This window comes from Parabacteroides sp. AF14-59, assembly GCF_003479515.1.
Taxonomy (GTDB): Bacteria; Bacteroidota; Bacteroidia; order Bacteroidales; family Tannerellaceae; genus Parabacteroides; species Parabacteroides faecis.
Window position 1 is genome coordinate 39,729 of the sequence record NZ_QUHH01000032.1, and the last position, 23,547, is coordinate 63,275.

A 23,547-nucleotide genomic window follows, 5' to 3' on the forward strand; every position below is an offset into this window, starting at 1 on the left:
AAAGTTATGTTAGATATAAAGAACTTACATGCCAATGTAAATGGCAAAGAGATATTGAAAGGAATCGACCTTTCTGTAAAGGCTGGTGAGGTACATGCCATCATGGGGCCGAACGGTTCGGGTAAAAGTACCCTGAGCAGTGTACTCGTTGGTAATCCGGCTTTCGAGGTGACCCAGGGGGAAGTTGTTTTTAATGGGAAGAACTTGTTGGAACTGGAACCGGAAGACCGTAGCCGTGAAGGTATTTTTCTCAGTTTCCAGTATCCGGTTGAAATTCCGGGTGTAAGTATGGTGAACTTTATGCGTGCCGCACTGAATGAACACCGTAAATATAAAGGATTGGATCCTGTTTCTGCGACCGACTTCCTGAAACTGATGCGTGAGAAACGTGCTATTGTGGAACTGGATAATAAGTTGGCCAGCCGTAGTGTAAACGAAGGGTTCTCAGGTGGTGAAAAGAAACGTAACGAAATATTCCAGATGGCTATGCTGGAACCTAAACTGGCTATCCTGGATGAAACGGACAGCGGTCTGGATATCGATGCCCTCCGTATCGTAGCAAACGGTGTGAACCAATTGCGTACGCCGGAAAATGCAGCGATCGTAATCACTCACTACCAACGTTTGTTGGATTATATCAAGCCGGATGTGGTACATGTGTTGTACAAAGGACGTATTGTAAAAACAGCCGGTCCGGAACTAGCCCTCGAACTGGAAGAAAAAGGTTACGACTGGATCAAGAAAGAGATGGGAGATGAGTAAGATGAGAGCCGAACAACAATATATCGACCTTTTTACCAAATATGAAGACCTGGTGTGCCGGCATAGTGCTGCGGTGATGAATGCTCCGCGTGCCGAGGCTTTGGCCGATTTCGATCGCCTGGGTTTTCCTTCGGTAAAGAGTGAAGATTATAAATATACAGATGTGGCGCAGGCTTTTGCTCCTGATTATGGGGTGAATATAAACCGCCTGGCTATTCCGGTCAATCCTTATGACGTGTTCCGTTGCGATGTCCCGAATCTGAGTACATCCCTGTATTTTGTTGTGAATGATACTTTTTACGACAAGATGATGCCGAAAGCTCATTTGCCGGAGGGTGTATATGCCGGTGGTTTGAAAAACTTTGCGGAGAAATATCCGGAAGTGGCTGCCCGCTATTATGGAAAAGCAGCCAAAAGCAACCATGACGGTATAATCGCACTGAATACGATGCTGGCCCAGGATGGTTTTGTGCTTTATGTACCGGAAGGTATAGCGGTGGAACGTCCTATCCAGTTGATCAATATATTCCGTAGCGATGTGGATGCGATGGCTAACCGCCGTATTCTGATTATTATGGAACCGCGCTCGGAAGCTAAATTACTGATCTGCGATCATAGTATAGACGATGTGAAGTTCCTGGCAACTCAGGTCGTCGAGATATTTGCAGCTGAAGGTGCTTATTTCGATTATTACGATCTGGAGGAAAGCAGTATTTCCACATCCCGTTTTGCCTCTGTTCATGTAAAACAGGAGGCTTCCAGTAATGTTCTGGTAAACGGTATTACATTAAATAACGGTCTTACACGTAATAACTATTATATCGAGTTGAACGGTGAGTATGCAGAAACGACACTTTGCGGTATGTCTGTAATGGACCGTGAACAACAAGTGGATACGTATAGCCATATTACACATGCCGTTCCTAATTGTACAAGTAACGAGTTATTCAAGAATGTGCTGGACGATCATGCTGTCGGAGCTTTCAGCGGGCGTATCCTAGTGAAAGAGGATGCTCAGAAAACGGCTGCTTACCAGACAAACCGTAACCTCTGTGCTACACGTGAAGCGCGTATGTACAGTAAGCCGCAGTTGGAAATCTATGCGGATGATGTAAAATGTTCGCACGGTATGACAACCGGGCAGTTGGATGAAAATGCTTTGTTCTATATGCGTAGCCGTGGTATTCCATTGAGTGAGGCACGTATGATGCTGAGTGTTGCTTTTACATCGGATGTGATCGATCATGTACGTCTGGATGCGTTGAAAGACCGCTTGCATAAGTTGGTTGAAAAACGTTTCCGCGGAGAGCTGGCACGTTGTGCCGATTGCCGTATCTGTAAATAAGATATTATTCTGATCTTTATAAAGGCCCGGATAGATGTTATGTCTGTCCGGGCTTTTTGTTTATCTTTGTATTTCACCAATCATTTATTATCATATGCAGTTGACTCATATCGCAATCTGGACGAATGAATTAGAACGTTCCCGCGAATTTTATACGACGTATTTTAATGGAAAAAGTAATGAGAAGTATGTAAATCCCAAGAAAGGATTCGCTTCTTATTTTGTAACTTTCGAAGGAGGTGCTTCCCTGGAAATTATGCAACGGACAGATGTAACAGAAGAGAAGAATGGCCTTTTTATCGGTCTTGCTCATTTTGCTTTTTCTGTCGGTTCAAAGGAAAAGGTGAATAGTATGATAGAACTGTTCCGTGAAAATGGTTATACGGTACTTGGGGAACCGCGGACAACGGGAGATGGTTTTTATGAGGGATCCATTGCTGATCCGGACGGAAATATTGTAGAAATAATTGCTTGATATGGAGATACGTATTGAACAAGCGACAGATTATCCTTATGACCTGCTTTTGTTGGCGGATCCGAACCGCGAGTTGGTGGATAGTTATCTGAAAACATCCGATTGTTTTGTCGCTTTTTATGAGGACCGGATGGTAGGAGTGATTGTTGTTCAGAAGCAGTCTGTAAATCAGGCTGAAGTATTGAACCTGGCTGTAGATGAATCTTTTCAGCGGAAGGGTATTGCGCGCCGTCTACTTCGTTTTGTCTTTGATGAATGGGCACGACCGAACCGGATCACTCTTCTGACAGTCTGTACCGGGACTTCTGCTCCGGGTCCTATGATGTTGTACCAACAGGAAGGTTTTGATCTGAAAGAGTTGGACCGCGATTATTTCGTTCGGAATTACCCGGAACCGATCTGGGAAAACGGTGTTCAATGCCGACATCGGTTGATACTGGAAAAAGAGTTAGTTCCCGATCCTCCTATTTAAAAACAAGAAATGTAACAGTCTTTTGAGAAAAAGACTTTATTTTTGTGTATCCTTGAATGATAAAAAATGAATGAACCATCTGTTAATTGATAGTGATAAAGAAAAGCTTTTACTTTCTCGTTTGAAAAATGGGAAGGAAGATGCGTTTGAGGAATTATATCGTGCTTATAGTCCTCGTGTGTATAGTTTCGTCTGTTCTGCACTATTTAATAAATCATTGGCGGAAGATATAACGCAGAGTTGTTTTACTAAGATTTGGGAAAAAAGAAAGGAGTTGGATGCCACAAAAAACTTTTCTTCTTATTTGTTTACCATAGCCAGAAATCTGGTATACCGTGAATCGGAGCGGCAAGTTATGGACGCCCGCTATTTAGACTTTATGAAGAAACTGAATTCCGATCATTCAGATGAGATTGAAAACTCGGTTCATTTTAAGTTTATGCTGCATAGAATATATGATTTGATAGAAGAATTACCCGCAGTCCGTAGACAAATTTTTATCATGAGCCGTATTCAAGGCTATTCTAATAAAGAGATAGCGTATAAGTTGTCTTTATCTGAAAGAACTGTTGAAACGCAAATTTACCGGACTTTGCTTTTCTTAAAGGAAAAAATGAAAGGATTCCTTTTGTTTCTATCAATTACTGGTGTTTTATAAAGATTCTTTGCTAAAAAAGATTGCAGACAGGACTTTCTGTCTTGAAGTTGTTAATCTGTGTTAAGATTTTTGTTGCTTGTAAGTACTACTCAAGACTTATTGATATAACCAATAGTATGGAAAAGAATAATAATATAGATTTACTGGATCGTTTTCTGAAAAGTGAAACTACCGAAGCAGAAGACGCAATACTTTTCGATTGGTTTGGTTCGAAAGAATCACAAAGAGATATTTATGCATCTTATGATGAACGGTGGGAGAATGCTTCGGATATGATCCCGTCTGATGTTCAGGATAGAATATACAAATCGATCAGGAATAAAACCAACCTACATCAGGAAATTAAAACGAAACGTATTACATTAAGTAGTCTTTCCCGTTATATTGCTGTAGCCTGCCTGTTCATTGTTATTGGAATGTCACTTTTCATTGTTATGGGAAAAGGTTTGTTTACAACGAATTTTGTTGTTTCGGCAGAAGAGGGAATGAAGTCGACCGTCGAATTACCGGATGGGACAAAAGTTTGGCTTAATTCCGGATCAAGATTGATGTACAGTAATACTTATAATTTCTGGAACAGAAAAGTTCATTTGGAAGGTGAAGGGTATTTTGAAGTAAACCGGAACGAAAGGAAGAATTTTATAGTAGAAGTAAATGGGCTTGAAGTAGAAGCTTTAGGTACTAAATTTAATGTGCAAGCTTATAGCGGCAGTAATATGATAACTACAACATTGCTCAAGGGAAAAGTAAATGTCAGAAGCAATGAAAAAGAAATGCTCTTGTCTCCTGACCAACAGATACAATTTAATATCCGGTCTAAATCATTTCTGGAGGTAAAAAGCTGTGATGCTTCAAAATATGCTTTATGGAAAAATAATGAATTATATTTTGACTGTGAATCATTGGAAGAAATAGGGATGACTCTAGAGAGGCTTTATTCTGTAGATGTTGTATTTGCATCGGAGTCTGCCAAAAAATATACTTTCTGTGGTGCTATTAGTAATACTAATTTGATTAATGTATTGGAATGTATTACAATGACAGCTCCGGTTCATTATGAAATGAAAAATAATGTATTATATTTCAGTGATATAGAAAAATAAGTCTAATTATAAAGGTATGCCTATGGAGTAGAAAAAATCAAAAAGAAGAAAAGAAAGAGCTAATAAAAAATGGGATAAGTTTGAGACCCCATCCCATTTTATGAACTTTAGTCGATCGTTCAAATATTTACCAGACATATTACATATCCTTTGCACAGGAAATAATGTAAAACATTGTCTTGGCTCATATTCGGGCGTGAAGTTACGAAAACTTTGTATCATTTTAATACTAAGAACATGAAAAAAATAATAACAATATCACGCTTCTTATTAGTGTTATTCGTATTGTTTTGTTACGGGACAATTTCGGCACAAATCAGTTTGTCTGTTAGAAATCAAACTATCCGGCAGATTATCCCGCAATTGGAAAAAGCAAGTGGATATAACTTCTTTTTTGGAAATGATCTCCCTGATCTGAATGTAAAAAAAGATCTGTCAGTAACGAATACTTCCCTGAAAAACATATTGGATCATTTATTGGAAAATACCTCTATTTCCTATCAGATAAAAGGAAATAACCAAGTTGTATTGATTCGTGGCAACAGTCAGAAGAAAACAGGAGATATTTTACGTCCGGTGAAAAGAATAACCGGTGTTATTCTGGATGAAACAGGAGAGCCGATAGCAGGTGCTAACATTGTGATAAGAGGAACTACCCAAGGGGTAATCACCGATATCGAAGGTAACTTTATTATTGATGTCCCGGAGGGCACTACTTTACAAATCTCTTATATAGGTTATGCCGATAAGATGCTTTTAATAGGAAAAGATTTGAATTACAGGGTTGTTTTGTCGGAAAATGCAGAGGCGTTGAATGAAGTGGTGGTTACAGCTTTGGGTATTACCCGTGAAAAAAAAGGATTGGGATACGCGACACAACAGATCAAGTCGGAGGCATTAGAAAATCCGAATAGTAACCTGGTCAGCATGTTGAGTGGTAAAGTCGCTGGTTTGAATATTAACTCGGGAGCTGTGGCCGGTGCCGGTAGTCGTATCTCTATTCGTGGTGACAGGGCTTTGAGCTCGGGACCTTCTTCTCCGTTATTTGTGATAGATGGTATTCCTATCGGATCAGGAGCCGGTTCACAGACAGGTAGTGCAGGAATCAATGAACTGAGTTCGAACGATATTGAAAGTCTGAACGTCTTGAAAGGGGCGGCTGCTTCTGCTTTATACGGTTCAAGAGCAGCTAACGGTGCTATCATTATTACAACAAAGACAGGTAAAAAAGCGAATGGACTGGGAGTTTCTTATAGTGGCACATTCTCCAGGGAAACTCCGCTGATCTTACCGCAACTGCAGGATCAATTCGGTCAGGGTAAAGATGGTATTTATGAAGGTGGAAATTTCGGTAGTTCCAGTGGTTATTATCCTTCAGGGTTGAATGATAATTATGATGAGAGTTGGGGACCTCGTTTTATGGGGCAGAAAATGGTACAATTCGATTCTCCGACAACAAATGGTTATCGTGCCGGCGATACTTATCTACCTCCTGAAATTCGAGGTGAAGCTATTCCTAGCGAATGGGTTGGGCATCCGGATAATATGCGTGACTTCTTTGATCATGGTAGTACACGTATTAATAATGTAGCATTGAGTAATAGTGTGAACGGATTAAATTTTCGTGTTTCCTATACGAATACGAAGCAGGAAGGTCTGACTCCGAATAATGATATAAACAGGCACGTGTTCAATCTGAACAATTCGATCGATCTGAATAAATGGATTAGTGTGGATGTCGTAGCTAATTATACGAAAACCAAACGTTCCAACGTCCCTAATCTAGGGTATGGAGGTATTTCTCCTATTTACTTTTTTTGTTGGATGCCCTTAAGCCATAATATTAACAGTTTGAAAGAATACTGGCAAAGGGGAGGATTGGAAGGGACCCGTCAGTTCCAGAATATGGCTTCCTATAACAATCTCTATTTTGTCATGCATGAGATGACTACGCAGGATGATATGAACCGCTTTTTTGGAAAGCTGGCAGTGAACATAAAGCCAGTTGAAGGGGTTACGGTCATGCTACGTGGTGGTTCCGATAATAGTTGGGGGACATCTACCCGTAATGAGAGTTACTATAAGAACGGAGGAAACGGTTATTTCAGGCAGGGAACTACTAACTATCAGGAAAATAACTTCGATTTTCTCGTAAGCTATAATCCGAATTTAGGAAAGATATTCGGACTGACAGCAAACTTTGGTGGAAATCGGATGGAACAGTCCAGTAAAGCGATGACTGGTGAGACGAACAGCCTGGTAGTACCTAATATTTACTCTTTCGCTAATGCAAAAGAAAAACCGTCGGTTACTAATTCAACCAGTAAAAAAATTGTGAATAGTTTATTCGGCAGTGTGTTGTTAGATTATAAACGTATGCTGTTTGCGGAGTTTACCGGTCGTAATGACTGGTCGAGTACATTACCTGCATCTACGAATTCTTATTTTTATCCATCGGTAACTTTAAGTGCCTTATTCAGTGAAATATTCAAGTTACCATCTGTTATCAGTTATGCAAAATTAAGAGGTAGTTATGCTTCTGTGGGTAATGATACGGATCCGTATAGTTTGCTCAATACCTATTCGTTGGGTGGTTATTGGAATGGGATACCAATGTTGCAGAATTCCCCTGATTTACTTAACAGTGGATTAAAACCAGCAATGTCCGATACTTGGGAAATAGGGGCAGAACTGAACTTTTTTAAGAATCGGTTGAGTATAGATTTCAGCTATTATAATACAAAAACAAAAGATCAGATCATCAGTTTGCAGAATGCTCTGACTTCCGGTTACGGTAGTAGAAAGATCAACTCCGGCAAGACGGAAAATAAAGGCTTTGAACTGATGGTGAATGCTACGCCCATTCAGTTAGCTAACAGTTTTAAATGGGATATCGGGTTCAATTTCTCCCGTTCGAGAACGAATGTACTCTATTTGGCTGAAGGAATGGAAGAGTTGATTCTGACCAACCAAAATCTGGAAGATGCCAAAGTGGTTGCCCGTGTAGGTGAAAGAATGGGGCAGTTGTATGGTACGGCTTATCAACGAGTAGAAGAAGGTCCGTTGAAAGGACAACCAATTCTGAACAGCTCCGGTCAATATGTCGCGGAGAGTGATGTGTATCTGGGTAATGTAAATCCGGACTGGACAGCGGGTGTACATACCGGATTATCATTCAAAGGGTTCAGTATTAATGTGTTGTTCGATATTCGTCAGGGCGGTTATTTCATATCCAGAACATTGAATAAGTTTGTGGGGGCTGGTATGACAATTGAATCTTTGGAGGGACGCGGTGCCCGTGAACCGGGGAAAGAATATGAAGGTCTTTATTACAGGGAAGGAGCTATTATGGTTGACGGCGAATATCAACAAAATCTGCAGATATTTGATGGAACATTCAGTCAGGGTATAGTTGGAAACGATGCACGGCGCTTCATAAAAACTAAATATGATCATATTTCCGAGGCGCAGTTGACAGATGCTTCTTTTGTGAAACTTCGTGAATTACGGATCGGTTACTCTTTGCCGGCTAAATGGGCCAGGAAAATTTATCTACAGAATATCAATGTAGCATTTGTAGGTCGTGATTTGTTCTTATGGACAAAAAATCCTCATGTGGATCCTGAGAGTGGAGGAATGGATAACTTGAATCTTGGTATTGATGCTTTTTCCGTACCAGCATCAAAGAGTCTTGGTTTTCAGGTAAATGTTAATTTCTAACCTTTAAATCTATGAATCGTATGAAGAAAATAAATAAATTAATATGGGTAGCAGGTTTGATCGTTTTGACTTTTACTGGTTGTACCCATAATTTTGAAGAGATCAATACAAATCCGGATAGACCGGATAAGATCGATCAACCGAAGTTATTGCTAGGGGGAGTAATAAAGAATATTTCTTATCTGGCTTTATCAAGAGGAACAGCTGCGGTTTTGGGCGATTATTATGTGGATCAGTATGTCAGTATGTTTAATGATGCATTTAATAATACACAGACTAAGGAATTTTATTATGATGGACGGGATGTGCAGGATATGATTAATCTGGCAGAAGAACAGAACCAACCTCATATTCAAGGTATGGGACTTATCATAAAATCTTTCATGTTCCAGCAAATGACGGATGCTTTTGGGGATTTTCCTTACACAGAAGCTTTAAAAGGAAAAACGGATGAGGTATTTACCCCTCGTTATGATACGCAGGAAGATATTTATGCGGATTTGCAGGTTCAACTGGAAAAAGCGAATGAATTGTTGAGTCAGAATAGTGTCGAAGATATCGGTTCGTATGATAATCTTTACGGAGGAGATATTTTGAAGTGGCGCAAATTTGCAAATAGTTTGAGGCTTCGTTTGCTGATGCGTATATCCGGTAAGACGGACGTATCGCCAAAAGTCATGGAAATGTTGCACCAGCCGGATAAATATCCGCTGATGGTGAATAATGATGACAATGCCTTATTCTCTTATTCGGATGATCTGCAGAGCAGTTGGTCGCCTCTTTATACGGCATCCCAGGAAAAATATGATGGGACAGAGTTTATGTCGACGACTATGGAAATGCACTTCAAGGCAATGAATGATCCGCGTATGAAAGTATATTTCAGTCCGACGGTGAAAGGTGTGGAGAATGGTGAATTCATTTATGCAGCTGTACCTAATTGTATCCGTGATGCGGACGAGTCTGCCTATAATGGTGGGGACAGTTACAATTCCCGCAAAGGCTATATTTTTGTTCCACAGAAAATCGATGTAAAATATGCATCGCCAACAGTGGCTCAGGGAATTTTATTAACTTATGCAGAAGTACAATTCAATTTGGCAGAAGCTCGCGAGAAAGGAATTATCTCAGTGGGAGATGCCGGTACCTATTATAAAAATGGTATTATTGCTAGTTTTGATTATTGGGCAAGCCGAATTCCTGCAAATTTCATAGAGATGAAGTCGATGACAAATCCTCCGACGGAGGTATTCGAAGCTGCCGATGTGATTCCTGATCCCGCTTATTATGAACAGGAAAAAGTGGCTTATACCGGGACACAGGCTGAAAAGTTGGAAAAGATTGGAGTTCAGAAGTGGATTGCTTTGTATTTATGTGGTATTGAAGGCTGGTCGGAATGGCGACGGACCGGTTTCCCAAAAGAAATATCTGTGATACCTCCGAATGGATTACCCTCTTCGAGTAATATAAATGAATGGCCTCGTCGTATTCCTTATCCTCAGAATGAGCAGGTTTATAATGTTGATCAATATCAGATAGCTGTCGGTCGTCAAGGAGCGGATAATTTATTAACAAGGGTGTGGTGGAATAAATAAACAAAAATAAAATGGAAAATAGATTGAATAAAATAGTTATATTATTGTGTGCATGCCTGTTTCTGTTTGCTTGTCAGCAAGGAGCCGATAGAAAACCAACAGGTATTAAACATCTTTTTGTGGTGGGTATCGATGCTATGAGTTCACAAGGTTTGGAGAAAGCTAATACTCCGAATATAGACTATATGATAAAAAATGGAGCAGTTTGTCGTAGTGTACGGACTGTAATTCCCTCGAGTAGCTCGTCAAACTGGGCTTCTATGTTGGCTGGTGCCGGTGTAGAGGTTCATGGAGTTACTTCCAACGATTGGGAGCCTGATAATTATTCAGTAAAACCAGTGGGGATAACCGAGTATGGTATTTTCCCGACAGTTGTAAATGTAGTCCATAAACAACTGCCGGATGCTAAAATTGGAATGATTTACCATTGGAGTGGTTTCGGGCGTTTGTTTGAGAAGAATGTTGCAACTGTTGATACGTCTTATGAAACAGAAATAAAAACGGCCGAAGCGTTAGCTGAGTATATCCGAACAGAGAAACCTACGTTTACATTTACTCAGTTGGATGATGTGGATCATTATGGGCATGCATACGGACATATGACAGATAAATACCTGGAAAGCATCCATAATGCCGATAAATGTGTCGGGATGGTCTTGCAGGCAGTGAAAGACGCTGGGATAGAAAATGAATCTGTGGTCATGGTTGTAGCTGACCATGGTGGTATCGGTTATGGACATGGCGGACAATCTTGGGAGGAAATGACTGTTCCTTTTATCTTGTATGGAAAGGGTATCAAGAAAGGATATGAAATACAAGAACAAACATATATGTACGATGTGGGACCGACAATTGTATTTGCATTAGGTTTAGAAGCTCCGTATGCATGGACCGGACGTCCGATGAAGACTGCTTTCGAAGGTTTTGAGAGTAAGCCGGATCCGGTTATAGTAAAAAAACTGTCTTATGGACCGTTAATTAATGGGGGACGACATCTGTTTTCGCAAGCCGGAGGTTTATTTATCGATAAGGATGTGGAAGTTGTTATCGAACCTTACAATGCCGGTGATAAAGTGTATTATACATTGGACGGTTCTATGCCAACAAAACAATCCATCTTATATGATACTCCTTTTAATCTGGACAAAACGACAGTGGTCAGAGCAAAATCGTATAGTGACAGTGGTAATGAAAGTCTGATCTCTGATGGTTATTTCCGTATATTGAAGAGGAATCCGGATAATGGGATTAACGTCTCTTTCTACCGGGGTAAAAACTGGAGTGTTTTGCCGATCTTTAAGAATGAAAAAGTCGTGAGCCAATGGGTCACTGATGAAATACAGGCAGATACAGAACAGATACAGAAGTTGTTGATACCAGGGGAACGTCCTACTTTTGGTTTGGTTTATACGACTTATTTACAGATTGATAAGACTGGGAAATATAGTTTTTATCTTCAATCGGATGATGGTAGTAAATTATATGTTGATGGTCAAAAAGTTGTAGATAACGATGGTGGGCATGGTGTAATAGAAAAAGAAGGTAGTATAGAGTTAACTGAGGGACGTCATATCCTGACTGTCGAGTTCTTTAATAACGGAGGCGGTTTTTGGATCGATGCATTCTATAAAGGTCCGGGTATTCCTAAGCAGATTATACCGGCAGATAAATTATTTAAGAAAGCAAATTAGTTGTGTGTTTTTAATTTTACATAAATAGAAACAGAAAGACCGGATAATAATCTTTCAGGCTGGTATGTAGCTTTTTCAAGGCTTTGGAAATATGGTACTCGACGCCTTTGGTGGTTATTCCTAATGTTTCTGCAATATCTTTATGAGATTTGTTTTCGTAACGGCTCATGATAAATACGACCCTGGTCTGTTCAGGTAAACCGGCCAGGGTTTTATTGACAATTTCCTGTGCTTCGGCTGTGAATAGTTCGCCTGGATCGCAAGCCTCCAGGGTGGATATGCGGGTATTCAACTCCCATTCGGCATGATTCAGTAATTGTTCGCTAACATCTTCTCTTACCTGCAAGTGCTGTAAATAGTTTAGGCATTTATTTTTGATGGTGGTAAGGATATAGGCCGGTATATTTGAATTTTCTTCCAGCGAATGGCGATTCTCCCAGTAATACATCAAGGCTTCAATGGTAAAATCTTCAGCAACAGCAATATCCCTTACATACGTATTAGCAAAGCGGATAAATCTGCCTTGGTAATCAGTAAATAGTTGATTGAACGCTTTTAAGTCTGTTGTATTCTCCATTTCTCCCTGAGCGTAATAAGTTGTAAATATAATAATATTTATACAATACGATCATTTATTTAACACAATAGTGCTACAAATTATAGGACTAGTGTATCGCTATAGGTAGCACTATTGTTTCCGGGAGAGTAGAACTACTGTGTCGTTTCGGTAGCTCTACATGCCTAACGATGGTGGAAGTGAAGTTGGGGAAGAGGCCCATTTTTTATTAGGAGTATTACCCATTACAAAGGATAGTTTTCCTCCGTTCATAATGTCAGTATGCAAAATATAATTTTTATCGTATGGCTTGCCATTAAGGCTAGCCGACTGGATGTAGATATTATCTTTTGAAACACCTTTAGCATCAATATGGAATTTTTTACCATTTTCAAGTGTGATAACACTTTCTTCAAAACTCGGACTACCGATTACATAATAGGGCATTCCCGGGCAGACAGGATAAAAACCAATCATGCTGAATACCAGCCATGCGGACATTTGTCCGGCATCGTCATTTCCGGAAAGTCCGTCCGGAGAAGTAAAATATTCCCGGTCGATAATATTATGTACCCATTTTTGCGTTTTCCAGGGTTCACCGGCATAAGCATACAAATAAGCTATATGATGACCGGGTTCGTTGCCGTGCCAATAATAATCACCATCGAAAAAGGTGTCTAAACGTGAAATGAACTTCTCTTTTCCTCCGATTTGTTCTATCAGTCCGGCAACATCCTGAGGAACATACCAGGTATAATGGTAGGGAGTTCCTTCGCAAATGGATGGAGTGAAGGCATATGGGTCAAACGGTTCTATCCAGCTGCCGTCTTCATGTCTTCCACGGGCATATCCTGTTTCGGGATCGATTACATTCCGGTAATTCCCGGCACGTTTGATCAAAACATTGTAATCGTCTGTTTTATTCAGCTTTTTAGCAACTTGTGCAAGGACAAAATCATCGTATGCATATTCCAATGTACGAGATACCTGCTCTTGGCGATGAAATGCATCCATGACAGGATCTTCTAAAGGAATATAGTTATATTTTAAATAAGATTTCATAGCCCGACGTCCTTTTCCATCCCGGTAACTGGTGGAATCCGGGTTTATTTCAAATGCATTTTTGCGCATTAGTGCATATGCTTCCTCATAATCAAATCCGGGTATATCTTTTATTATTGCATCACCGATCATAGCAATACAGTGATCACCAATCATAGCTGCTGTATAACTGTTCCAGGATGGAAAAATGGGTAACCAACCTCCTTGTAATCCTTTTAATACAAGCGAGTGAGCCATATCACCATTACGTGACGGATTGAGAATTGTAAAAAGAGGGTGAACGGCACGGTAGGTATCCCATTGGGAAAAATCACAGTAATATGTGCCTTGTTCCATCTTCATTGTTTTTTCACCTCCGTCAAATTTGGGGTATGACCCGTCTATATCACTGAATGTACGTGGAAGGAAATGAGCATTGTACAGGGCTGAATAGAATTTGACTTTGTCTTCTTCATTTCCCCCTTTTACTGCAATTTGTCCGAGTGTCTCATCCCAGATAGAAGAGGATTGGTTGCGTACAGCTTCAAAATTCCAGGAAGGAATTTCTGCCTGTAAATTTTTGCGGGCATTCTCTATGCTGGTAAAAGATGTTCCTATCTTTATCAGCTTATCACCCGGTTTATCGGATGATAGTTTGAGCCATGCAACCGGATGGTTCAAACTCGTACTATCAATACCGAAGTGTGAAAATTCATCGTTTAGCTGGATAACAAAATGCCCGCTGAAACCTGCACTTTTTCCATATCCCTGATAGATACGATGAACGGGGTTATATCCTGTGATCTCTTTTTTCTCAGGATCAATTCGGATAATGGCTTCTCCTTCATCACTGTTTGGGTCGATTACAATATAATGATCGCCGTCTTGCCGGAAACCTAGTCGTATGATCCCGGCTCGTGATAGGCCGGTGATCTCTGCTAGGATGGCATAATCTTTCAATAATACGCTGTAATAGGAAGGGGTGGAGATTTCTTCGGTATGGTCGTAAGCCGAAGCTCGCTTTAGCGGGTCTACTTCCAGTTTATTACTCAAAGGCATGATCGTTACACTGCCATAATCCTGAGTACAGGAACCATTCATCCAGTGACTGGCGCGGAATCCTTGAATTGCATCCTGAAAAAAGTAGTAAGGAGGATGACATTTCTGTTCTGTTGCCTGGCTTTGGGCTACCCAATTAGTCATACCATGAGGTACGCCGACTGCGGGCATGATCTGTCCGCGTTCTTCCGTTGAGCTTTTATCCTTTCCTTGCACAATACGGATGTCCGTACCTATCAAGGGATTCACATATTTTTCAAAACTCTTTTCCTGTTGATTGCAAGATAACAGGCACAACGAACTTAATAATATATTCCAGGCTTTCATATGGTATTACTTTATTGAGTGATATTGCAAAGTTAATTATAAATGGTTACACATTAGATAAGTTAGGATGTTTCAACAGTTACCCCTGTACGATGTCGTTTCTGGGGGATCATACATCAGTGACGGACTGATGTTTTCCCAAAGGAGAGGCATACGAAAGAATCGGTAAACCAGACGGTAGGAGAACTGTTGAAACATCCGCTTTTAAGCATTTTTATTTAGGTTCGATGACATATTGGTTTTGTGTCAGACCTGGATTCACATCTATCTGCTTCTGAGGAATCGGACAAATCAGATTTGTTTCATTTAAAGAGAAACCTTTACTCTTCAACACTTCTACTGCCCGGCCGGTACGAATCAGATCAAACCATCGATGATTTTCGAATGCCAGCTCAACCCTACGTTCCTGTTCTACCATTAGGGCAAATGTTGCTTTATCCGTGGTATGGAGATCGACAGGTGTTGTTTCTGTTGTCTGATAACCGAAGCCGCGTCGGCGTGTCATATTCAGGTACTTGCAGGCTTCTGCGGTTTTCCCGTTCTGGTTTAGAGCTTCGGCATACATAAGGATTACATCCGCATAACGGATAACAGGATAGTTGTTGCTGGCATCATTGCTTTGATACGGAACATCCATGAATTTGCAAACATAGCGTGATTCTACCCATTCTCCGTTTTTTCGATTGTCGTAATATCCCAGAGACATGGAAAAATCCCGTCGGAGATCACCTTCTTCATAGGCATTGTAGATATCCATTTCCGGGATATTGTTTCCACCGGTACCACCGACAGTAACAACATTGGTCCCTGAATTTTCAGGCGCAAAATTGTTGGCAAAGTTAGAACCTTCACCATAACCTCCTTTAAGGAACTGGATTTCAAAAATACCCTCTTTACTATTATGGTTGACGGGACTGAACACCTCTTTATACCCTTCTATATTGAGAGTTCCCGGTGTGTTTTCTAACAGAGAATAGCGGTTGCTATTTATAATTTCACCCAAAATAGATTCGGCTTCGGCATATTTATGTAGGGTCATATAGATCTCTCCTAATAACGCTTTAGCTGCTCCTTTCGTTGCACGTCCGTCTTCTGTTGTCGGGTAACTGTCCGGTAGTCCGGCTGCTGCCTCTTTCAGGTCGGATATGATCAGGTTATATATATTCTCTTTGGGTTCCCGTAGGATATCATATGCTTCAGAGATTGTTATTTCCTTCAATACCAACGGAACATCACCATAAACCCGCACCAGGTTGAAATACATCAGGGCACGAATGAATTTACATTCCAATTTGTAACGGGTAGCCAACTCTGCGTCGATATCTATACCATCAATACGTCCTAAGACTGTATTGGTCCTGTTTATAGTCAGATAGGCGGCGGTCCAGAAGTCTTTGATATAACTGTTTTGTGTGTCTATGTAGAATTTATCGAATTCATCCTGACTGGTTACCGAGCCGGATAATTGATTACGTGTATTATCAGATGGTATTTCTGCAAATACATACCAGTTACCATATATATTGGATTCCTGTAATGCTGAATAGGCTCCGTTTACTGCTGAAGTAAAATCTGCAACAGTTTTATAAAAATCATTTTCACTCAAATCCGTTTGAGGGTTCTGATTGAGAAAATCGTTGCAGGAAGAAAGACTGACACCGAACAGTGCGATTGTAATAATATTATATTTTAGTTTCATAATTCATCTGCAGTTTAAAAAGTTACGTTAATGCCAAATGTACAAGTACGATAGAGTGGGTACATCCCATAGTCTGTACCGGCTGCTGTTACATTGTCTTCTTTGAAGCTAGTTTCCGGATTGTAACCACTGTAGCTACTTATAGTCAGGAGATTTTGTGTCGATACATAGATACGTGCTCGTTGCATACCACATTTTTTAGAAAAAGTATCAGGCAACGTATAGCCGACTGTCAGATTATTGACACGCAAGAAAGATCCACTTTCCACCCAACGTGAAGATATGGCGTTGTTTTGTCCTGTTGGTTGTGAGTTTGCCCTGGGAATCCATCCTGTTCCCGGATTCTCTTCTGACTGCCAGCGGCCGAGCATTTCCCGCAATTGATTCTGATTACCTTCACCTTGCGTATAGAAACGTCTGCCTAAGTGAAGGACATCATTTCCAACAACACCTTGTAATGAAAAACTGGCATCGAAATGCTTAAAAGTGAAAGTATGGGTCATCCCCCAGGTAAAATCCGGCATATTGTTGCCAATGATCGTACGATCATCCGCGTCTATTACTTTATCACCGTTTACATCTTCAAACATAACATCTCCGACTTGCGTATCGGCAAAATGTGGGTAGTTTTTCAGTTCTTCTTCTGTCTTGAAAATACCTTTCATTTTGTATCCATAGAAAGAACCGATAGGTTCGCCAATCATTGTAATATGAGTAGTACCTGCACCTCCATCACTGAAAATAGGATCGCCTGTAGGACCTAATGCCAGGACTTTGTTGCGGTTAACTGAAATATTGCCTGTTGCTTCCCATGAGAAATCTTTCTTTTTGAATGGTATGCCGGTAACTGTAATTTCAAGTCCTTTATTGCGCATCTTACCTATATTCTGCATCGCGTTACTGAAACCGGTAATTGTCGGTATATCTACATTCATTAATAAATCTGTAGTCTTGCGATAATATAAATCTAATGATAAGGACAGGCGGCTGTCCAGGACAGATATCTCAATTCCCAAGTCTGTTTGACGTGTTTTTTCCCAAGTCAGGTCCGCATTGGAGAAGCTTTTTTGTGCGGCCCCGTTAATGATATTACCTGTACCTGTACCTAATACGTAGTTGGCATTTTCCATAATACCGATGGCTGCATAGTCCCCAATATTATTATTACCTGTGATACCATAGCTGGCACGTACTTTCATGTCTGATAACCATTTGATATCTTTCAGGAAATCTTCCTGTGATAAACGCCAGGCAATAGATCCTGAGGGAAAATAGCCGTACCGGTTATTTTTTCCAAAGCGGGAGGAACCGTCAGCACGAATAGATGCGGTGAGGTAATATTTATTATTGTAACGGTAATTCACACGGGCCAGATAAGATAATAAAGTCCATGATTTCCGTTCGGATTTACTACTTTTTACGGTAGCATTATTTAGAGTCTGGATTTTGTCATTGGGAAAATCGGAGCCACTGGCTTCCGTATAACGATAAATATTCTTTTGGGCAGTGAAACCGGCGACAGCGTCTATTTCATGTTTATTCCATGAATTAAAATAAGTGACAGTGTTTTCATTCAGCCAGTTAACTGTTTCTGCAGACTTTTCTGTCGCTTTTCTTTCTGTAGAAGGTAGAGGGGCTACATTCCCATTGTTCGGAATTGTGGATGGACGGAAATATTCATTTCTGTATTCTCTGATATCTGCTCCGATCGTTGATTTAATTTTCAGATTTTTTAATGGAGATAATTCGATATAACCATTACTGAACAAACGTAAGTCTGTATCATAATTATGGATATATGTACAGGCTAAAGCATTTGGCACACCTGTTAAACCATCGCTGGCTACAGCATACATTGACTGTGATGCCCATGTTCCATCCTCATTGTAAACGGGAGTGACCGGAGCTGTGGCTAAAGCAGAATTGATTACGCCGTCACTGGCCCAATGTCCTTGAGTTGTTCTGTTTGCATTCATGTAAGTAGGGGCCAGGTTTACTCCCATTTTTAACCAGGGGTTTAATTCGCTATCGATCTTAGCTCTGGCAGAGAAACGCTCGTAATCACTGTTGACTACAACTCCCTGTTGATTAAAATAGCCGGCAGAAAACATATATTTTGTCCGTTCATCACCACCCGTTACGGTCAGTTGGTAGTTTTGCACAGGGGAAGTCCGGAATATTTCATCCTGCCAGTTTGTCCCTTCTCCTAAAGATGCTACATAGGCCGCATCGTCATAAAATGCAGGATAACGATAGCGGTTTCCGGAAGGTCTTGAACTTACCGGATCATTGATCGATGCCCCGGGTACTTTGTCTAAATAGTGATTATTAAAGGCTTCCCTGCTAAACTCGACAAACTCCTGGGCATTCATTAAATCCAATTTTTTGGTTACATTCTGGAAGCCGACATAGATGTCCAAATTGACGCTGACTTTACCTGTTTTTCCTGATTTGGTGGTTACCAATACAACACCGTTAGCTGCACGTGAACCATAGATGGCTGCCGCAGATGCATCTTTTAAAACTTCGATCGATTCAATATCATTAGGATTGATAGCGTTCAGGTTTTGTTCACCTAACGGATATCCGTCTACTACATATAACGGGGCACTCGATGCTGTAATAGAACCGGAACCACGTACACGGATAGTGGCTGCTTGTCCTGGTTGACCGCCAACCTGCTGAACCTGTACTCCTGCCAGTTTTCCCGCCATGGCTTCCGTGGGATGCGATACCTTTAAGTCTTTTAAGGAGTTGCTTCCTACCTGTGATACAGCACCGGTCAGATCCTTTTTTTTCATGACTCCATATCCGACTACAACAACTTCATCCAATGATTCGGAGTCTTCTTTTAAGGTTATATTGATTATACTTTGATTTCCAACAGCTATTTCCTGGGGTGTGTATCCAATATATGAGACGACAATGATCGCGTTGGCGGACACATTTTCGATTGTAAACTTCCCGTCCATGTCTGTTATATTACCGTTGGTCGTGCCCTTTACAATTATATTTGCACCCACAATAGGTCCCATAGCATCTTGTACTATGCCGCTGATTGTCCGTCTTTCTTGTTGCGGACTTTTCGGAAATGAGGCTAATTTTTCTTTTGACAGAATGATCTGTCGGTCAGATACATAATAACGAATATTGGTCCCTGTAAAAATTTGTTCAAGTATCTTTTCCACATTTTCTTCTTTTGCTTTTACAGATACTTTACGGTTCAAATCGATGGACTTATCCATATAAAAGAAAATGTATTCACTTTCTTTTTCGATTTTGCTGAGTACTTCTTTGATTGTCTGGTTATTCGACTCAATAGTGAGGAATGTTCGTTGCGAATAGATTTCGGAAGCAAAGCATATTTTTATCCCCATGAACAAGAAAAACAGACATTGACTAAATCTGATGCTTTTTTTCATTTTCTGTAATGATTTAAGTTAGTAAATAGTGATGAACTTTTTTAGAATTGTAGTTTTTTTGATTTTATATGATTTAAGGATCCATAATACAATGATTTTAATGTTTGACTTTAATTTCTATGCTCTCATTTTTTTTCTCAATTTCAATAGGTATCGCTTTTTTCAAAGAACTTAACACGTCTTCCAGGTCTTCTTTCAAATCCAGTTTGCCACTGCAACTGACTTCGTTTATGTCTTCTCCGCAGTAGAGTAATACTCCGTAATAGCGGGATAGTTTTTTTAATATCACTTCTAATGATTGTTGCTTGAATTGATAATATCCATCTTTCCACGCAACATAATCGTCTATATCCACACGACTAACCGTTCCTTGATTTATTTCTTTATCGTAACGGAACATTTCGTTCGGTGACAGAATTTCTTTATGCTTATTTCCTGATTTTATTTCGACTTTGCCACTAACAAGAACGACCTGCATATCCTTTTCATTATCATATGCCGTTACATTGAATTGAGTTCCTAATACTTTGATGTTCATTTGTCTGGTTTTGACAATGAATGGCTTTTTTTCATCTTTGCTGACTTCCAGATAAATTTCACCTTCTACAAATATTTCTCTTTCCTTTTCAGAAAAGACTACAGGGTAAATTACTTTGGAATCAGAATTTACCCATATTTTAGTCCCATCAGAAAATGTTACTGTAGAACGTTTGCCAACCGGTACAATCAGTTGGTTGAATGTTGTTTTCTGCTTTTCTTTTTTTATCTGTTCTATTTTTTGGGAGTTTATATTGATTGATCCTTCCTGCTTATATTCAAGCTGGCTGTCTTCTCCGTCAATAGTCATTTTTTCATTGTTTGATAAGATGAGTTGTACTTTTGAAGAGGTACTGTCTGATTGTGGGATAGCTTCTATTATTGATAGATAGTTTGTTTCCTGTTTGTCCGATTGTAGCGTTATGTATTTTCCCAATGACAGTAAAATACAGATGGACGCAGCGATTCCTATAACTGATAGAAGCAGATATCTTTGTCTGCTTTTTCGATCAGTCGAATTGTTTTTTTGTTCAATGCACTGCCATAAAGCTTCGCTCTCGCTGTTTGGTAATGCCGTTTTATTGACATTGGTTCGGATAGCGTTCAAAAAAAGACGAGCAACCTCTATCTCTGCTGCCAATGATTTATTCTCTGCCATCTGTTTTTGCCAAAACAACAGGCTTTCTGCAGTCGGAGATGATTCGGACTTTAGAAAAAAATCATCATTCAGTAGTTGATCTGCTGTATATTTGGTATAATTTTTATCCATTTAATGAGTATATTTTATGAAGAGGACAAGCTTCCTCTTTTTTTATACTCACTATAAAAGAGTTTTTTTTATGAATTGTTTTTATTGGACTGAAATAGATAAAAGAAGAATAAATATTTCAACAGAACCATACGTATCCCTGATCTTTTTCAGAGAACGCTGGATAAGATTTTGGGCAGATTGATAGTTCATGTCCATAATAACGCAGATTTCATCAAAACTGAGTTCCTGAATATATCGGTAATAGATGATTTCCTTCTGGCGTGGGGTTAATAAAGTTAGAATTTCTTGTATCCTTTTTATTTGATTTTGATAGAGTTCATTGTTTACGTATTGCTCTTCAACGGTTAACTCTAATGAAAAAGAGATAGTTTCACTATTATAACGTTCATAGTGAGACTCTTGATAGAGTGCATTGATCAGACAATTCTTTAATGCAATAAGCAAGTATAATTTGATATTATCAGGAATAATAAGTCGTTTTCTATTGTTGTACAATTTGGTAAAGACTTCTTGGATACAGTCCTTTATTAGTTCTGTATCCGATGTGAAACGTTTACCATACTGGAAAAGTGTTTGTATATGTACTTTATATATCCAGCCGTAAGCATCTTTATCACCAGCGATAAACTGACCCCATTTTATTTTACTTTCATCTTCCTGCATATAGGTGATTTGATTCGCAAATATAAAACAAATAAAGTAAAATCAAAGCGCTGATGCTATGGATTGCTGTAGTTCTTTTATAAAAAGCATTCAATACTTATGTCTGAGAGGGAATGATATAAATAAATTTAGAGGTAGATGTAAATCGGTTTACACCTACCTTTTTAGGAAAAGACCTTTCCAGGTATCATCTAAATGTCTTACGTTTTTCGGATAGGTCATTCAGATGGTTTCAAAAACCGAAAAGTTCATGATTTGGGGATCAGCCTTTGATTCGTCTACAACTAATTTGATCGCATCGAGCGTTTGAGGTTCGAAACGGTCTATATGCTTATGTCCGATGCATGATCCCGAAGCGAGGTCGATCCATTCATTATTCTTTTTTCCTTTCAGGGAATATTTTAAGACCCGTTCCCCTTTGGCGATGTCTTCCTGCAGGATGACACGGTTTATGCTGGTCGGTTTGTCAAACGACAGGATATACTCCGAGCCGGTACCGGATGTTTGCTGAAGCGGAGTTCCGTATTGGCGAACTATTTCTTTACCTAACGTTTCTATCTGGCGGACATCGGCGTCGGGTATAAGTCCTTTATCGTTGACAACAAGGCCTAACAACATATTGGTATTCCTTCCTACACTGGTTTCGTATTTGGTAAGCAGTTCAGGAATATTGAACATCATGCTATCCTGTCCGGCTTTCCAGAACCATCCGCCCTGGAAAGAGCGGTTCCAGCGCAAGGTAAAATCAGATTCTCCCGGGCACCAGAACGGGGCAAAAGGATCGCCGTTCAAACCATTTATCACACGTGTTCCGTCGGCATTGGTGGTCGAGTCGGCTGTTGACCAGCAGGGATAAGGTGCGACACCTTCTTCATTCCCAACCCATCTGACCAAGTTAGGATGTCCGTACGGACCTTGAAAAGCAATTGCATTCGGTTGCAGTTTCTGTACAAGCGATAATACATCCGCACCTCCTTGTTCTTTGGACAGTACACCGCCATCGAACCATATTTCGAACAGTTCACCGTAGTTACTCCATAATTCGGTCAATTGCTGCGTTACAATTTTATTGTATTCTTCCTGACTGACCGGACCTCCTTCCTGAACAACTCCCGGATTATCTACATACAGGTAACCGTTTGCCGTTGTACTGGCATAAATGCCCGGTTTGATATTATATTTTTTACAGGAAGCGATGAAATCGGCAACGATATCTCCTTCACCGTTTTTCCAGGGAGATTGTTTGATGCTGTAGTCATGCGCTTCTGTAGGCCACAGGCTGAATCCGCTACAGTGCTTCGCTACGAGGACAGCATATTGGGCTCCCAGTTTATGAGCTGTTTCCAGCCATTGGTCGGTATTTAATTCAGTAGGATTAAAGACGGAAGCATCCGGATGTGTGCCCCAATTCCTGAAATTATAGTCTGGTTGGTAGACCGGCATGTCAAAATGGATCAATACACCCATTTCTGCATCTGCCCAGGCTAGCTGGCGGGCATTAGGGGTAACGACAGTTGTTGTTTCGTTTGAAGAGCAGGATATAAGTACCGACAAGGCTGCCAGTAATCCTGCAAATGTCTTTTTCATGATGAACTTATATTTTACGATGCAAGTATAATAAAAAAAGATGTAGGAGCGAAATTTTTCCCG

General features: G+C 40.1%; 16 protein-coding genes. 9 read left to right on the plus strand and 7 right to left on the minus strand.

What is annotated here, in order from left to right:
- Window positions 1–6: 6 nt before the first annotated feature.
- From sufC to DWW23_RS23765, 9 genes are all read left to right on the plus strand, one after another.
- Window positions 7–762, plus strand: a complete 756-nt coding sequence (sufC, locus tag DWW23_RS23725) for a Fe-S cluster assembly ATPase SufC (protein ID WP_122356878.1) — start codon at window positions 7–9, stop codon at window positions 760–762.
- Complete coding sequence (gene sufD / locus DWW23_RS23730) at window positions 755–2,107, plus strand: Fe-S cluster assembly protein SufD (RefSeq protein ID WP_122356880.1); 1,353 nt, start codon at window positions 755–757, stop codon at window positions 2,105–2,107. Before sufC ends, sufD begins: the two co-directional genes overlap by 8 nt.
- A gap of 94 nt (window positions 2,108–2,201) precedes the next feature.
- Window positions 2,202–2,582 carry a VOC family protein gene (locus tag DWW23_RS23735; protein WP_122356919.1) on the plus strand — a complete coding sequence of 127 codons (381 nt, stop codon included), beginning with the start codon at window positions 2,202–2,204 and terminating at the stop codon, window positions 2,580–2,582.
- A gap of 1 nt (window position 2,583) precedes the next feature.
- A complete protein-coding gene (locus DWW23_RS23740) occupies window positions 2,584–3,054 on the plus strand; it encodes a GNAT family N-acetyltransferase (protein ID WP_122356882.1) in 471 nt (156 codons plus the stop codon).
- 70 nt (window positions 3,055–3,124) lie between these two features.
- Window positions 3,125–3,712 carry an RNA polymerase sigma factor gene (locus tag DWW23_RS23745; protein WP_122356884.1) on the plus strand — a complete coding sequence of 196 codons (588 nt, stop codon included), beginning with the start codon at window positions 3,125–3,127 and terminating at the stop codon, window positions 3,710–3,712.
- A 20-nt stretch (window positions 3,713–3,732) separates the two neighbouring features.
- Window positions 3,733–4,815, plus strand: coding sequence for a FecR family protein (locus DWW23_RS23750; protein WP_158583239.1), 1,083 nt, complete (start codon window positions 3,733–3,735; stop codon window positions 4,813–4,815).
- A gap of 237 nt (window positions 4,816–5,052) precedes the next feature.
- Entirely contained in the window at window positions 5,053–8,535 is a 3,483-nt protein-coding gene (locus DWW23_RS23755; protein ID WP_147382647.1) for a SusC/RagA family TonB-linked outer membrane protein, read from the plus strand.
- Window positions 8,536–8,555: 20 nt separating this feature from the next.
- A complete protein-coding gene (locus DWW23_RS23760) occupies window positions 8,556–10,130 on the plus strand; it encodes a SusD/RagB family nutrient-binding outer membrane lipoprotein (RefSeq protein WP_158583240.1) in 1,575 nt (524 codons plus the stop codon).
- A gap of 11 nt (window positions 10,131–10,141) precedes the next feature.
- On the plus strand, window positions 10,142–11,821 hold the full coding sequence (locus DWW23_RS23765; RefSeq protein ID WP_122356892.1) for an alkaline phosphatase family protein: 1,680 nt from the start codon (window positions 10,142–10,144) through the stop codon (window positions 11,819–11,821).
- Between the two features lie 16 nt (window positions 11,822–11,837).
- Here the strand turns inward: DWW23_RS23765 and DWW23_RS23770 are convergent, their stop codons facing one another.
- The 7 genes from DWW23_RS23770 to DWW23_RS23800 form a co-directional block, all read right to left on the minus strand.
- The gene (locus DWW23_RS23770; protein ID WP_122356894.1) at window positions 11,838–12,398 is read right to left on the minus strand and encodes an RNA polymerase sigma-70 factor; all 561 of its coding nucleotides are present in this window, start codon (window positions 12,396–12,398) and stop codon (window positions 11,838–11,840) included.
- A gap of 156 nt (window positions 12,399–12,554) precedes the next feature.
- Window positions 12,555–14,804 carry a GH92 family glycosyl hydrolase gene (locus tag DWW23_RS23775; protein ID WP_122356896.1) on the minus strand — a complete coding sequence of 750 codons (2,250 nt, stop codon included), beginning with the start codon at window positions 14,802–14,804 and terminating at the stop codon, window positions 12,555–12,557.
- Between the two features lie 214 nt (window positions 14,805–15,018).
- Window positions 15,019–16,503 (minus strand): RagB/SusD family nutrient uptake outer membrane protein, encoded by a 1,485-nt coding sequence (locus tag DWW23_RS23780; protein ID WP_122356898.1) that lies wholly within the window; start codon window positions 16,501–16,503, stop codon window positions 15,019–15,021.
- Window positions 16,504–16,517: 14 nt separating this feature from the next.
- On the minus strand, window positions 16,518–19,925 hold the full coding sequence (locus DWW23_RS23785; protein ID WP_122356900.1) for a TonB-dependent receptor: 3,408 nt from the start codon (window positions 19,923–19,925) through the stop codon (window positions 16,518–16,520).
- A 97-nt stretch (window positions 19,926–20,022) separates the two neighbouring features.
- Entirely contained in the window at window positions 20,023–21,231 is a 1,209-nt protein-coding gene (locus DWW23_RS23790; RefSeq protein WP_122356902.1) for a FecR family protein, read from the minus strand.
- An 81-nt stretch (window positions 21,232–21,312) separates the two neighbouring features.
- Window positions 21,313–21,897 carry an RNA polymerase sigma factor gene (locus DWW23_RS23795; RefSeq protein WP_122356904.1) on the minus strand — a complete coding sequence of 195 codons (585 nt, stop codon included), beginning with the start codon at window positions 21,895–21,897 and terminating at the stop codon, window positions 21,313–21,315.
- 222 nt (window positions 21,898–22,119) lie between these two features.
- Complete coding sequence (locus DWW23_RS23800; protein ID WP_122356906.1) at window positions 22,120–23,484, minus strand: alpha-L-fucosidase; 1,365 nt, start codon at window positions 23,482–23,484, stop codon at window positions 22,120–22,122.
- Window positions 23,485–23,547: the final 63 nt, after the last annotated feature.